Genomic DNA, 13,170 nt, shown 5'->3' with positions numbered 1-13,170 from the left:
GGCCGACGCCCACCCCGGGCGTCGGCCGCACCGCTCTGCTCAGGACCGACAGGACAGCCGGACGTGAAGCAGCTCTGTCCGCAGTGCGGGTGTGCCGTCGACCGGTGCCGGGTCCTCCGCCGTCGGCTCGATGCCTCCGGCGGCGACCTTGTCGAGTGTCGCCAGACCGGCGGGGCCGACCGTGCCGAACACCGTGTAGTTCGGTCGCAGCGCGGAGTCGCCGTAGACGACGAAGAACTGTGAGCCGTTCGTGTTCGGGCCGGCGTTCGCCATCGCCAGCAGGCCGCGTCCGTAGAGCCGGCGCGTGCCCGTGGGATCGGTGGCTGCGGGCGGCAGGTCCACCGGCAGTTCGTCCTTGTACTTGTACCCGGGCCCGCCCTCACCGGTGCCGGTCGGGTCGCCGCACTGCAAGACCTTCAGCGTCGGGTACGCCGTCAGGCGGTGACACACCGTACGGTCGTAGAAACCGTGCCGTGCCAGGTGCAGGAAACTCTGGACCGTGCACGGCGCCTTGGCCCGGTCCAAGCGCAGCGGAAGCGGCCCCCGACTGGTCGGAACAGCCAAGTCGACCGTGCCACGAGCAGGGGTGCGCCGCGGGTCGGGCGGCAGCGGAACACGGCGCGCCGGCGGCTCGTCCGGGGTCTGGCTGTACTGGCAGGGACCGTGCGTGGTGAGCGGCGGAGCGCTGTCGGAAGCGGTGGCGACGCTCCCGCCGGTCACCACCAACATCGCGGCCGCGAATGCACTGATCAGTGCTCGTCTCATCTTGCACGCCCTCCCGATGATCTCCAGGTCTTGGAGCGGTCGCAGTCTAGGGCGTGGTGTGGCCTGCGGGAGTGGGATTTCCGGCCGATCAGCGTGACCAGAGCGCCATCACCCGGGCGACACGTCCTCGGCGTTGCCGGGACCGCTGAGGTCCGTACCGAATCGCCAGCAACGTGGGGCACCCCGCGAGTGAGGGAACAACGGCGCCCTGTCGCGGAGCCCTGGAAGGCGCCACCGTCGGTCTGGGCCGGCACATTTGCGGGAGACTGCCGCGCTACCGGCGCTGGGTCACCTCGGATCCGCATCTACCGGTAGTCGTTGCCGCGTCCTGCTCGGCTCTCCGGGCAGGCTGGTCGGCGATCCGGGCAGGCTGGTCGGCGCCGCGGCGACCATGCCGTTCCCCGAGCTGCCCGCCCCTCCGTGCTTGGCTCCGCCCATCCGGGACAGACGGCCGTCCATGGTGAAGATTCTTCCCGTGGCACTCGCCGCGCTCGCCTCCGGCCTTCTGGCCTTCGCCGTGTCCCCCTGGTGGTGGTGCGCGGCCGGCCCCGCCCTGCTGCTCTCGGCGGTCGCCTCGTACGACCTCGCGCAGCGGCGCCACTCGATCCTGCGCAACTACCCGATCCTGGGACACCTGCGGTTCGCGATGGAGTCGATCCGTCCCGAAGTCCAGCAGTACTTCGTCGAACGGAACGTCGACGGCGTGCCCTTCGACCGCGACACTCGCTCGATCGTGTACGAACGCTCCAAGGGGACGGACGGCGAGGACCCCTTCGGTACCGAGCTGGAGCTCGAGCGGCCCGGCACCGAGTACCTCGTCCCGTCCATGGCCCCGCGCCCTGTGCCGACCGCGCCGCCCAAGGTCCGGATCGGGGGCCCCGGCTGCGCCCGGCCCTACGACATGGCCCTGCTCAACGTGTCGGCGATGAGCTTCGGTGCCCTGTCCCACCGGGCGATACACGCCCTGAACGAGGGGGCCCGGCGCGGCGGCTTCGCGCACGACACCGGCGAGGGCGGGATCTCGGAGCACCACCTCTCCCCCGGCGGGGACCTCGTCTGGGAGATCGGCACGGGATACTTCGGCTGCCGCAGCGAGGACGGCGGCTTCGACCCGCGCCAGTTCGCGGAGAAGGCCGCACTCGACCAGGTCGCCTGCGTCCTGCTGAAGATCAGCCAGGGCGCCAAGCCCGGTATCGGAGGCGTACTGCCCGGCGCCAAGGTCGACCGGGAGATCGCCGCTGTCCGGGGCGTCCCCGAGGGCCGCACCGTGATCTCCCCGCCGTACCACCGCGTCTACCGGACTCCCCGGGAACTGGTGCGGTTCCTCGACCACATGCGGGAGCTCTCCGGGGGCAAACCGGTGGGCTTCAAGCTGTGTCTGGGATCGCGCCGCGAATTCCTCGCCGTCTGCAAGGCGATGCTGGAGGAGGACATCACGCCCGACTTCATCGTCGTCGACGGAGCGGAGGGCGGCACCGGGGCCGCGCCGCTGGAGTTCGCGGACACCGTCGGCCTTCCCCTCACCGAAGGCCTGACGACGGTCCACCGCGCGCTCGTCGGCGCGGGCCTGCGCGACCGGATCCGGATCGGCGCCTCCGGCAAGGTCGCCACCGGAAGCGACATCGTCAAGCGGCTGATCCAGGGCGCCGACTACACGAACTCGGCCCGGGCCATGATGTTCGCGCTCGGGTGCATCCAGGCCCAGCGCTGCCACACCAACACCTGTCCCGTCGGGGTCGCCACCCAGGACCGCGGGCGCGCCCGGGCCCTCGACGTCGAGGACAAGGCACGGCGCGTCCAGCGCTTCCAGGAGGCGACGGTCAAGAGCGCCCTGCAGATCATGGCGGCCATGGGCGTCGACGATCCGAGCGGTCTCGGGCCCGGCATGCTCCTGCACCGGGTGGGGCCGAACGCCGTCCGGTCCCATGCAGAGCTGTACGCACCCCTCGAACCGGGGCAGCTCCTCTCCGCCGCATCGATGCCGGCCGCGTGGGCAGGCGACTGGAACGCGGCTCATCCTGACCGGTTCACGCTCTCGTGAACCGTCCGACGTCCTTCCTGAAGGGAGACCCCATGACTCGTACCGTCGCGCAGGCGATCGTCGACGGCCTCGCGGACCTCGGCGTCGGCCACGTCCTCGGCGTGGTCGGCGACGCCCTCAATCCCGTCACCGATGCCATCCGGACCACCGAGGGAATCGACTGGATCGGCTTCCGCCACGAGGAGGCCGCGGCCTTCGCCGGCGGCGCCCGGGCCCAGCTCTCCGGCGACCTCGCGGTCTGCATGGGCACCGTGGGCCCGGGCTCGGTGCATCTGCTCAACGGGCTGTACGACGCGGCCAAGAGCGGTGCGCCGGTCCTGGCGATCTGCGGCCAGGTGCCGCTGTCGGAGCTGGGCGGAGACTACTTCCAGGAGGTGGACAACGACCTCCTCTTCCGGGACGTGGCCGTGTACCGGGCCACCGTGACCTCCCCGAGCCAGATGCCGCGGCTCCTGGAGTCGGCGGTACGGGCGGCGGTGACCCGGCGGGGCGTGGCCGTGCTGACCGTGCCCGGGGACCTCGGCGACCAGAAGGTCGACGAGGACCGGCCCGCGCGGTTCGCGCTCCCCCGCCCCGCCGTGACCCGTCCCGACGACCCGGCGCTCGCCGAGGCGGCGGAGGCGATCGCCGCGGGCTCCCGGGTCACGCTCCTCGTGGGGCGCGGCGCGCAGGCCGCCCGCGCGGAGGTGCTGCGCACCGCCGAGCTCCTCGGGGCCCCCATGGTGCTGACCCTGAAGGGCAAGGAGGGCTTCGAGGAGGACAATCCGTACGAGGTCGGCCAGACCGGTCTGATCGGAAACCCGGGCGCCGCCCACGCCATGGACACCTGCGACACGCTGATCATGCTGGGCACCGACTTCCCCTATCGGGACTGGTACCCGAAGGACTGCCGTGTCGTGCAGATCGACGTGCGCGAGGAGCACCTCGGCCGCCGCGTCCCGGTGGAGATCGGTCTCACCGGCGACGTGGCCGCGACCCTGCGGGCTCTGCTGCCCCTGCTCACCCCCGTCTCGTCGCGGGACCACCTCGACGAAGCACGCGAACGGTTCGCACGCTGGCAGAAGGGCCAGGCGGACCTGGCCGACCCCGCCCACGACACACGTCTGCTCGGACGGGTGCGGGCGATGTTCGACAACCGCGTGGAACAGATCCGCCCCGAGGCCCTGGCGGCCGCGGTCGACCGGCACGCGGCGGACGACGCGATCTTCACCTCCGACACCGGCATGACCACGGTGTGGCTGTCGCGGCTCGTACGGATGCGTGGCACCCGTCGGCTGATCGGCTCCTACAACCTGGGGTCCATGGCCAACGCGATGCCCCAGGCCATCGGGGCCCAGCTATGGGCTCCCGACCGCCAGGTGGTCGCCTTCTGCGGCGACGGCGGCCTCGGCATGCTGCTGGGCGACCTCATGACCATCCGCTCGGAACAGCTGCCGGTCAAGCTCGTCGTCTTCGACAACCGCCGTCTCGGCATGGTCAAGCTGGAGCAGGAACAGGCCGGGCTGCCCGAATTCGGAACCGTGCTCGACAACCCCGACTTCGCCGCGGTCGCGGAGGCCCTCGGGCTGACCGGCATCCGCGTCACCGAACCCGGCGAGCTGGACGAGGCCGTGCGCCGGGCGCTGGCCCTTCCCGGCCCGGTGCTCCTGGACGTCGTGACGAATCCCGACGAGGTGGCGGTGCCGGGCAAACCGACGGTGTCGCAGGGCTGGGGCTTCGCCATCGCCAAGATCAAGGAGAACCTGCCGTAGGTCGGGGAGGGTCGGCCCGTCGCCGGTTGGACCCGCCCAGAAAGGCAGGCGCGGATTGCGGGAGCCGGGGCACAGGAGCCCTGAGCGAAGGCACACGCTCGCGCAGCGCGATCCACGGCCCCCGTGCCATGAACGCGCCTGCAGCCGCGTGGGGGCCCGCACCGGGCAAGGGTGCGGGCCCCAGGCACGCCGCTGGCCGCTGTATGGATCCCACACACGCCGCCACTCCCCGCCCGGGCGTCGTCCCGGACAGATCCGTAGCTGAGACCTCGGGCCGGATGGCCGGGCTTGAGGTCGCGCAGTTCCCGGTACCGGAGAAGGACCGGCGCAGAACTCTTCGCGCCGGGGGACGAGGGTGTGGTTCATGGTCATGCCCGGCGGCCTTGGGGCCGCCGGTGTCCTGCGAGTCGCGCGGCGGCGGCCTGTTCGGTCGAGACGTTTGTCAGGGGCGGGGCGATGCCTTCGATCTCGCCGAACCGCTGCTCGTCTCCGGCCTGTGGGGTGGCCCCCCTGGGAGGGATCCGCCGCGTTCTCCGCCGATGAGATGCGGACGCTGTCCCCTCCGGGCAGAGTGGGAAGGACCTGTTCGTACCGAGGTGGTCCCGTGTGGTCCCGCGTGCTGGAGACGGGACGGAGTGATGCGAGGATTGTCGTGATGTCGGAGTGATCGATGTTCCGCAGACGGCCGGCCGACAGCAGCGAGGACCTTCTGGTCCGGCTCGGGTCGCTGACCGCCAGGGCGCGGGAGTTGGCCGAGACGCAGCGTTCCCGTGTCGAGCTCGCCGTGGCCCTTCAGCGCGGCATGCTTCCCTCGGACCTGCCCAGTTTTCCGGGCGCCCGGCTGGCCGTCCGCTATGAGCCGGCCAACCACGGGCTCAACGTCGGCGGTGACTGGTACGACGCTTTCGCCCTGCCCGGCGGGCGGATCGGCATGTCCATCGGTGACGTGCAGGGACACAACATCGAGGCCGCCGCCTACATGGGCCAGGTCCGCGTGGCACTGCGCGCGCTTGCCTCCGTCAGCGGAGACCCGGGAGAGCTGCTCGGTCGCACCAACGACCTGCTCATCTCTCTGGGCGCCGACCTCTTCGCCACCTGCACCTTCCTGCGGCTCGACCCCGCCGCCGGCACCCTGGAGTGCGCCCGGGCCGGTCACATCCCCCACATCTGGGCCACCACCGACGGCCGCTCCGGCATCGACGACAGCGAGGGCGGGCCTCCGCTCGGTGTGCTGCGCGGCGTCGACTACCCGGCCACGCGTCACCGGCTCACCGCCGACGGTGTCTTCGTCCTCCTGACCGACGGGGTGGTGGAGGGGCCCTCGCTCCACGTCGACGAGGGTCTGGACCGGGTGACGCGGCTCGCCGGGATCACCGCCGTCGCCGGGCTGGACGTCGACGCGCTCGCCACCGCCGTCATGAAGCTGGCGGCCACGGTGGGGCACGAGGACGACGCGGCCGTCCTGGTCGTCGGCCATGACGGCGGTCCGGCCCGGCCGGCGGCCGAGGAGTGAGGGGAGGGGCTCGCCTCGGGCCCGGTCGGTCCTCGGGCCGGGTCGGTCCTCGGGCCCGGTCGGTCCTCGGGCCCGGTCGGTCCTCGGGCCCGGTCGGTCCTCGGGCCCGGTCGGTCCTCGGGCCGGGCCGGTCCTCGAACCCCGTCCGGGCCCGTGCCGGACGGCGGCGCCCGACACGCAGGGGCCTTGCCCGGTCGTGGCGGCCCGGCCGGTGTCTGATGGCTGACGTGTTGGATACTCGGCAGTTCCGGTCCTCTACCGAGGCGGCTCTGATGTCGCTGGCCGTGGCGGTTTGCTACTACGCGGCCGGACGGCTCGGCCTGATGGGCCGCCTCGTCGTCGAAGGCGTGGTGGTCACCCCCATCTGGCCTCCCACCGGCGTCGCCGTCGCCGCCCTGCTGCTGCTCGGCGCGCGGGTCTGGCCCGGGATCGCCCTCGGCTCCTTCCTCGTCATCGCCTCCCTCACCACTCCGGGGCCCACCACAGTGGTCACCGTGGTCAGCAACACCGTCGCGCCACTCTGCGCCTTCCTGCTGCTGAGACGGGCCGGCTTCCGGCTCGACATGGCGCGGCTGCGGGACGGACTCTCCCTGGTCTTCCTCGGCGGGTTCGGCGCCATGCTGATCAGCGCGACCGCGGGGGTCGGACTGCAGGTGGCGAAGAGCTCCCTGGACAAGAGCGAGTTCTGGCCCGTCTGGCTGGCCTGGTGGGTGGGCGACACGATGGGGGTGCTGCTCGTCGCCCCGCTCCTGCTCGCCCTCGCGGGGCCGGCCGGACGGTTCCGGGTACGGCGCTGGAAAGAGGCGGCCTTTCTGGGGCTGACGACCCTGATCCTCATGCCCATGGCCGTGCTCAGCCCGATGAGCATGCTCTTCCTCGTCGTCCCCCTGGTGATCTGGGCAGCGCTCCGCTTCCAGCTCGCCGGAAGCATGCTGTGCGCGCTCTTCGCCTCCGTGCTCGCCACCTTCGAGGCGACCTCCGGACGGGGCGCGTTCCTCCACCTGACGGACGTCGAGGTCATGGCCAAGCTCCAGGCGTTCAACGGCTCCGCCGCCCTGACCGCCCTGCTTCTCGCCTCCATCATCACCGAGCAGCGTGCGACCCGCCGGTCGGTGCGCCGCGCCTGCCAGGAACTGGCGGAGGTCCTGGAGCACCTCGCGGCGGGCGAGCCCTCACCGGGTCCACCCGGCACCGCCGAGACCCGGGCAGCCCCACCCGGCGGGCACCGGAATCCGTGATCCCCGCGCCGGAGCCGGCTCAGGGATCAGGAGCCGTACAACGACTGCAAGGCATGGGAACTGTCCGGCGCTGTCAAGCTGGCGCCTGGTGGCGTCGGAGATGCCCGCCCCTGAGCCGGCGGCCTGTTCCGTGAGCGTCCGGCGGGACACGTCGAGCTGGGCCGTGGCCTGGAGCTGGCCCGCGTCCCAGGCGGCGGCCGCCTGTTGTCGGCCGGCCTCCCAGGCGGCAGCGGCCTGCCGCTCCCCCGCCGGACACACAGCCACGGCCTGCCGCTCCCCCGCCGCACACACGGCCGCGGCCTGCCGCTTGGCGGCCGCGAGGGCGAACACCCCCTCAGTGCTCCGCCGCCGATCGCGGCCCCCGCTGCGACGAGGGCCGTCAGCACGGCGTCGTTCACTTCGGACGCCCAGCGTCCCGCCCCGCTCGCACATCCTGTATCTACCTGGCGGGGCTCAGCGTCCATCGTCCCTCGGTTCGAACTGCTCACGCCTGGCGGTCGCTCTTCGGGGCCAGGGGCAAGGCCGACCAAGCTCCGGGCCCTACGCGGACCAGCCGCCTGCAGCCGGGTCGAATCGTGGCCGCTTCCGCTGGTCAGAGGACATGCGAGGCGCGTGCCACCAGCACTCGAAGAACCTGCTGGTGCGCTACTCCCCCAAGAAGCTCGGGTTCTTCCAGCGGCTTCAGCGAGGCGGTTGACAGCGTGTCCGGGCGGACCGGCGACAGCGCGTGAACGACCGCCCGGCGACGCCGCGGTGTCCGGGAGGATGCCCCCTCGTGGCCACGAGGGAGCATCCGAGGAGGTCGCTGGGCAGGCTCTCCGCGGTGTGGGCGAGGGTGGCCCCCTTCGCGATCGCCCATACGGCTCGAGTTCAAGAACGGCCTCTCCATCCGCTCGCCCGTCCAGACGATCCTGAACGTCCCCAAGCACTGAGCCCTCTCCCGGAGACACCCTGATGCACCCTGACGTGGAACAGCTCACCCGCATCGTCCCGCCGCCGGCGGAGCGTCAGCCGCGGGCCTGGCCCGAGGTCGAGGCCCGCCTGGGCAGCGCCCTGCCGGAGGACTTCAAGGATCTCGTCGACACCTACGGCGGGGGCGTCTTCGACGAGACGATCTGGGTCCTGGAGCCCGACTGCGCCGACCCCGACTACGACCTCCTGGCCATGAAGGCCGAGCGCGCCGAGGTACTGGCCCGGCTGTGGGAGATCGGTCCCGAGCCCCCTCCCGAGCAGCTGGAGGCCGACGGCGCGGGGCTGCTCCCCTTCGCGTACATCGAGGGGACCGGCGCCTACCTCTACTGGCTCACCGGCGAGAACGTGCGCCCCGAGGACTGGACCGTCCTGGCCAACGCGGGCCGTGGTCCGGAGTGGGAGCACCACCCGGTGCCGAGTGCCCGGTTCATCCTCTCCGTGCTCACCGGCGATGCCCACTCCGACGTCCTCGACAACCTGCCGGTCGACGACCACACCTTCGATCCGAACGACGAGATCCTGGGCGGCTGACGGGCGCGGGCCCGACGTTCCTCCCACCCACCGCCGGACGCCGGGGGCAGCGGCCGGGACCTCGCGTCCAGACCGGCCGCGACCTGTGACGTGGGGTCAGTCCTCGGCCTGGCTCCTGCCCCGGACCGCCCCCCGGTCCCGCACCGAGGCCACGTGTCCGGCGGCTGCCACCACGGCCTCGATGAGGGGTTCCGTGCGGTTCTCGCTCAGCCAGGCGAGGCCCGCCGTCGACGGGGGCAGGTCCGTGACCTCGACGTAGCGGATGCCGGGACGCGGGAAGAGGTCGCGCGCGGCTGCCGGCAGGAAACACATGCCCTTGCCCTGGGCCACGAGATGCAGAAGGCCCTCCAGGTCCGAGGCGACGGGTCCGTAGCGGACCGGGGTGCCGTCGGGTCGCGGGTCGGCGGCCCAGAAGTCCCACCAGAGCCGTGGCACCTGCGGCGGGACGTCGATCACCGGGTGGCGGGCCAGCTCGGCGAGGGTGATCCGGTCGCGGTCCACGAGCGGGTCGTCGGCAGAGAGACAGGCCAACCGCGGTTCCGTGGCCAGGTGTTGCACCTCGACGCCGGGCGGGACCGGTGGACGGAGGAAGGCAACGTCGATGTCATGGCGGAACAGGGCGTCGAAGTGGTCGGCGAAGTGGAGGCTGCGCACGTCGACCTCGACCAACGGGTGCCGTTCGTGGAGCAGTCGCAGCACTGCGTGTGTATAGGGCATCGCCGCTTCCGCGCCGATGGTGCCGACGACGAGCCGTCCGGAGAGCCTGCGCGCCTGGGTCGAAGCGCTGCGGCTCAGCCGGTCCATGGCCGCCACCACGCCGCGCGCGTCCGCCAACAGCACCCGGCCCTGCGGGGTAAGCGTCACGGCCCGGCTCGAACGGTCGAACAGCCGCACCCCGAGGCGTCTTTCCAGGTCTCTGATCTGCTGGCTCAGTGCCGACTGCGTGATGAACAGCCGGGCGGCGGCGCGCGAGAAGTGGAGTTCCTCCGCGAGGGCGACGAACAGCCGGAGTTGATGGGCGCTCGGTGTCCGCGGGTCGGGGCCCGTCGACGCGGCGCCTCCAGCGGCCGTTTCGCCAGTAACCATGATGAATCCCTTATCGATCGTCTTTCATGTCGCATGGCCATAAGCGATGACATGAACAGAGTGCGAGTGGAAGGCTCGGCTCTCAAGCGACGCCCCGTGAAACCTCCTCGGTTCCGCAGGGCCGTCCGACCATTGCTTTCTCGACAACGGGGGCCGAAACATGTCTGTGAGACGAGCGGTGGCGATGCTCGCCGCCCTCCTGGCCGTGCTGTTCAGCGCCGGCGCCGTTCAGGCGTCGTCGCCGCAGGCCGGCACGACCACCCGCGCGGTGCGGAGCGCGCCGCCCACGGCCGAGGCCGCGCCCCTCGCGGCCCAGGCGTCGTGCACCGCCCGCAACGTCAGCCACTACGACGCGTACACGGGGCGCACCTGGACGCGTGACTGGGTGTGCGGCAATCGTGCCGGCGCCCCGCTGTACGGCTGCGCCAGCTTCATCTCCGCCTGCTCGGCGATCGGCTGGATCGACACGTCGACGAGCTGGTTCGTGTGCTGGGGCAGAGGCGCCGCGCACAGCGGCGGCAACAACATCTGGTACTACACCATGGGCGACCGCATCGCTCCCGGTCGCGAGCGCAATCACGGGTGGGGCTTCATTCCCGCCGCCGACGTGTGGACGTCGACCGATCCCTGGCCCGGCATGACGGAGTGCAACATCCCGTAGGCCTCGGGGAGTCGTCCGCCCGGCCCGCTCCGGTGGAGCCCCTCGCATCCCGCCAGGGGCTCCGCACCGCGGTCCCGCCGCCCTCGTCCGCCGACCCTTTCCGAGACCCGGGCAGCCCGCTCTCACACCAAGCGAGGACCCCTCACACCATGCTCCGTATCGCCGGACACTCCAGCACCACCGCTCGCCGTACGCCTCGGCGCCTGCTCGCCGCGACCGCGGCCTTCCTCTCCCTCTCCTTCACCGGCGCGGCGCTCCCGCACTCCGTCGCAGCCGCGACCGAACCGACGGGTGGCTCCGTGTCGGTCGCGCCCGCGAGCCCCCAGGTGCCCGCCGGGGTCACGGCGGGCGTGGCCGTGTTCGACCGGCAGACCGGGACGTTCACCGAACAGCTCGCCCCGGCCGCCACGTTCCGGTCCGCGTCGGTCGTCAAGCTCCTGATCGCCCTCGACTTCCTGTGGAACCGCAGCCCCGACAGCATCCCGACCGCCGACCGCACCCGGCTGGACGCCATGCTCCGCAGCAGTCAGGACGCCGCCGCCGGCCACTACTGGTCCACCTACGGCGGGTCGGCGATCGTCGAGCGCATGGTCACGCGGCTCGGGCTCGCCGACACCGCTCCCCCACCGGCGGGCTACGAGGGGTACTGGGGCTACACGGCCATGTCGGCCCGCGACACCGTGAAGACCTACCGACACATCCTGGAGTCCGCTCCCGCGCCGGTTCGTGACTTCGTCATGGAGCGTCTGCGCCAGTCGACCCGGTGCGCGTCGGACTCCTTCGACCAGCATTTCGGCATCGCCGCCGCGTTCGACCGCCCGTGGGCCGTGAAGCAGGGCTGGTCGGGGAGGTACGCGAAGGGGAACTGCGGCCCCGTAGGTACCACTGCGGCTCGTGGCATCGACGCCTCGGCCCCCGCGTCCGCCGGCGCGGGCGACGCGAGCGTCGACCTGAGCCGACCGGCGCTGCACACGACCGGCACCGTCGGGGCCGGTGACCGTTCGATCGTGGCCGTCCTCACCCTGCACCCGGATGGCACGTCGTACGGGAAGGCGTACACCGACCTCGGCCGGCTGACCCGTTCCCTGAACGTTCCCGGCGGAACGGCGCCGAAGGGGAAGTGGTACGGGACATGGGGTCAGGACGTCGCCGTCCGGACGGAACCGGTCGTCGGGGACAACCTGGTGACCCGGCTCCCGGCCGGCGTGGAGGTGCTGGTGGGCTGCCAGAAGAAGGGGCAGCCCGTCTCCGTCCCGCCGTACACCAACGACTGGTGGGCGTATCTGCCGCAGTACGGGGGCTACGTCACCAACATCTACATCAGCCATCCGGACAACCAGCTGCCGGACGTACCGCTGTGCACGAATCCGAAGTGAACCGGGGATTCCCGGAGAAGGAGTGACGATGTCGCGTACCTGGCGTTCCACCCTCGGTGTGGTCGGTGCCTTCCTGTGGGTGCTGGTGTCCGTCTTCGCGGCGGGCCCGGCCCAGGCGGCGTCCTCGGACGGGCCTCGCGAGCGCGGAGGCCACACCATGGTCATGCCGCCGGCGCCCCGGGGCGAGGGGCCGTCCTCGCGTGCCGTGGCCGCCGTGTCGCCGACGGTCTCGCCCTGGGCGGACTACGTGCACACGACGTCGGGCAGCCCCGTCACCTGCGCGTCGGGGAATCTCTGCACCGGGGTCTGGGACCCGGTGGTGGGCAAGTACAAGGTCTTCTTCCTCTACCGGTGCCACCAGTACTCCCTGTCCCACTGGAACGGCGTGGGCCAGGTGGTGAACAACCAGGTCGGCGCCGCCGCGTTCTTCTACGGCCAGAACGGCCAGGTGCTGGACGTCGTCCTGCCGGAGCCCACGCCCTTCACGTACGACTGGACGCCCGTGTGGTCCATCCGGAACTGCTGAGCGGCGCGCGTCGACACCGTCCGGGAACCGGGCGGCTCCGCCCGGTGGTCGTGGTCGCCTTCGGCGGCTCGGTCACCGGGCGGCCTGCGTGACCACCCGGGACGGACCGGCTCAGGCCGGCGGCGGGACGGTCCGGCTCCGGCGCGCGCCCGGCGTGCATGGAGGAATTCGCACGGAAGGGGCGGGGCGGATGGTGTTCCCCCTCGGCTACGGTCCTCACGACTCAGCACTCGTCCGACAGGCACCCCCTTGCCGGGCCGGTCATCGCACAAGGTGTCCTGCGCCCTCGAGCAAGCAGCGCATCTGCATGTTTCGGGATGACGTACGCCACAGCGGGCGTGGAAGGCGGGTCCGGCGCTTCCGTACGCAGTGCCCCCTCTGATAGACGTGGCGGCGTACGTGTTCGATTCATCCCGAAGGCTCCCGCCATGAACCACGGCCTCGACCCCCGTTCCGCCTTGATCGACTTCAGTATCGACCTCACCGTCGAGGAGGCACGTCGGCGTGCCGAAGTCGTGGCAGCCCTCGGGCCCGACTGGGATCCCGTGGCCGTTCTGCGCGAGGAGGAGGCGGCGCACGCCCTGCTGTACTCGGGGCTGGACGAGGAGCAGCAGCGGGTGCACGCGATGCTGGTCGCTGCCGGTGTGCTGCCCGGAGAGGTGCCGGGCCGTGCGTCTTCCGCTTGATCCGCACGCCGACCCGGCTCGGCG

General features: G+C 71.8%; 11 protein-coding genes. 9 read left to right on the top strand and 2 right to left on the bottom strand.

The window, feature by feature from the left end; translation table 11 throughout:
* Nucleotides 1-39: 39 nt before the first annotated feature.
* Nucleotides 40-765, bottom strand: a complete 726-nt coding sequence (locus tag IE311_RS05095; protein ID WP_189830310.1) for a peptidylprolyl isomerase — start codon at nt 763-765, stop codon at nt 40-42.
* Nucleotides 766-1,222: 457 nt separating this feature from the next.
* Between IE311_RS05095 and IE311_RS05090 the strand changes: the two genes are divergently transcribed.
* The 5 genes from IE311_RS05090 to IE311_RS05070 all read left to right on the top strand — a co-directional run bounded on the left by IE311_RS05090 (nt 1,223) and on the right by IE311_RS05070 (nt 8,811).
* Nucleotides 1,223-2,806 carry an FMN-binding glutamate synthase family protein gene (locus tag IE311_RS05090; protein ID WP_189830309.1) on the top strand — a complete coding sequence of 528 codons (1,584 nt, stop codon included), beginning with the start codon at nt 1,223-1,225 and terminating at the stop codon, nt 2,804-2,806.
* A gap of 32 nt (nt 2,807-2,838) precedes the next feature.
* On the top strand, nt 2,839-4,557 hold the full coding sequence (locus IE311_RS05085) for a thiamine pyrophosphate-dependent enzyme (RefSeq protein WP_189830308.1): 1,719 nt from the start codon (nt 2,839-2,841) through the stop codon (nt 4,555-4,557).
* Between the two features lie 670 nt (nt 4,558-5,227).
* Nucleotides 5,228-6,070, top strand: coding sequence for a PP2C family protein-serine/threonine phosphatase (locus tag IE311_RS05080; protein WP_189830307.1), 843 nt, complete (start codon nt 5,228-5,230; stop codon nt 6,068-6,070).
* A 218-nt stretch (nt 6,071-6,288) separates the two neighbouring features.
* A complete protein-coding gene (locus tag IE311_RS05075) occupies nt 6,289-7,308 on the top strand; it encodes an MASE1 domain-containing protein (protein WP_189830306.1) in 1,020 nt (339 codons plus the stop codon).
* A gap of 954 nt (nt 7,309-8,262) precedes the next feature.
* Nucleotides 8,263-8,811: an SMI1/KNR4 family protein gene (locus tag IE311_RS05070; RefSeq protein WP_189830305.1), complete on the top strand. Its 549-nt coding sequence runs from the start codon at nt 8,263-8,265 to the stop codon at nt 8,809-8,811.
* Nucleotides 8,812-8,907: 96 nt separating this feature from the next.
* Here IE311_RS05070 and IE311_RS05065 read toward each other — a convergent pair whose 3' ends face one another.
* Nucleotides 8,908-9,897 (bottom strand): LysR family transcriptional regulator, encoded by a 990-nt coding sequence (locus IE311_RS05065; RefSeq protein ID WP_189830304.1) that lies wholly within the window; start codon nt 9,895-9,897, stop codon nt 8,908-8,910.
* Nucleotides 9,898-10,057: 160 nt separating this feature from the next.
* Here IE311_RS05065 and IE311_RS05060 point away from each other — a divergent pair, with 160 nt between their 5' ends.
* From IE311_RS05060 to IE311_RS05045, 4 genes are all read left to right on the top strand, one after another.
* Nucleotides 10,058-10,558, top strand: a complete 501-nt coding sequence (locus IE311_RS05060; RefSeq protein ID WP_189830303.1) for a hypothetical protein — start codon at nt 10,058-10,060, stop codon at nt 10,556-10,558.
* Between the two features lie 149 nt (nt 10,559-10,707).
* Nucleotides 10,708-11,934, top strand: coding sequence for a hypothetical protein (locus IE311_RS05055; protein WP_189830302.1), 1,227 nt, complete (start codon nt 10,708-10,710; stop codon nt 11,932-11,934).
* 28 nt (nt 11,935-11,962) lie between these two features.
* The gene (locus IE311_RS05050; RefSeq protein WP_189830301.1) at nt 11,963-12,460 is read left to right on the top strand and encodes a hypothetical protein; all 498 of its coding nucleotides are present in this window, start codon (nt 11,963-11,965) and stop codon (nt 12,458-12,460) included.
* Between the two features lie 428 nt (nt 12,461-12,888).
* A complete protein-coding gene (locus tag IE311_RS05045; RefSeq protein ID WP_189830300.1) occupies nt 12,889-13,146 on the top strand; it encodes a DUF6400 family protein in 258 nt (85 codons plus the stop codon).
* Nucleotides 13,147-13,170 lie beyond the last annotated feature (24 nt).

The sequence above is a fragment of the Streptomyces zaomyceticus genome (assembly GCF_014656215.1).
GTDB lineage: Bacteria > Actinomycetota > Actinomycetes > Streptomycetales > Streptomycetaceae > Streptomyces > Streptomyces zaomyceticus.
This window is presented reverse-complemented; position numbering and strand designations above follow the sequence as displayed.

What these genes read in the sequence shown, in the direction of transcription:
- IE311_RS05095 (WP_189830310.1), bottom strand. Translation starts at nt 765, where the DNA reads ATGAGACGAGCACTGATCAGTGCATTCGCGGCCGCGATGTTGGTGGTG.
- IE311_RS05090 (WP_189830309.1), top strand. Translation starts at nt 1,223, where the DNA reads ATGGTGAAGATTCTTCCCGTGGCACTCGCCGCGCTCGCCTCCGGCCTT.
- IE311_RS05085 (WP_189830308.1), top strand. Translation starts at nt 2,839, where the DNA reads ATGACTCGTACCGTCGCGCAGGCGATCGTCGACGGCCTCGCGGACCTC.
- IE311_RS05080 (WP_189830307.1), top strand. Translation starts at nt 5,228, where the DNA reads ATGTTCCGCAGACGGCCGGCCGACAGCAGCGAGGACCTTCTGGTCCGG.
- IE311_RS05075 (WP_189830306.1), top strand. Translation starts at nt 6,289, where the DNA reads ATGGCTGACGTGTTGGATACTCGGCAGTTCCGGTCCTCTACCGAGGCG.
- IE311_RS05070 (WP_189830305.1), top strand. Translation starts at nt 8,263, where the DNA reads ATGCACCCTGACGTGGAACAGCTCACCCGCATCGTCCCGCCGCCGGCG.
- IE311_RS05065 (WP_189830304.1), bottom strand. Translation starts at nt 9,897, where the DNA reads ATGGTTACTGGCGAAACGGCCGCTGGAGGCGCCGCGTCGACGGGCCCC.
- IE311_RS05060 (WP_189830303.1), top strand. Translation starts at nt 10,058, where the DNA reads ATGTCTGTGAGACGAGCGGTGGCGATGCTCGCCGCCCTCCTGGCCGTG.
- IE311_RS05055 (WP_189830302.1), top strand. Translation starts at nt 10,708, where the DNA reads ATGCTCCGTATCGCCGGACACTCCAGCACCACCGCTCGCCGTACGCCT.
- IE311_RS05050 (WP_189830301.1), top strand. Translation starts at nt 11,963, where the DNA reads ATGTCGCGTACCTGGCGTTCCACCCTCGGTGTGGTCGGTGCCTTCCTG.
- IE311_RS05045 (WP_189830300.1), top strand. Translation starts at nt 12,889, where the DNA reads ATGAACCACGGCCTCGACCCCCGTTCCGCCTTGATCGACTTCAGTATC.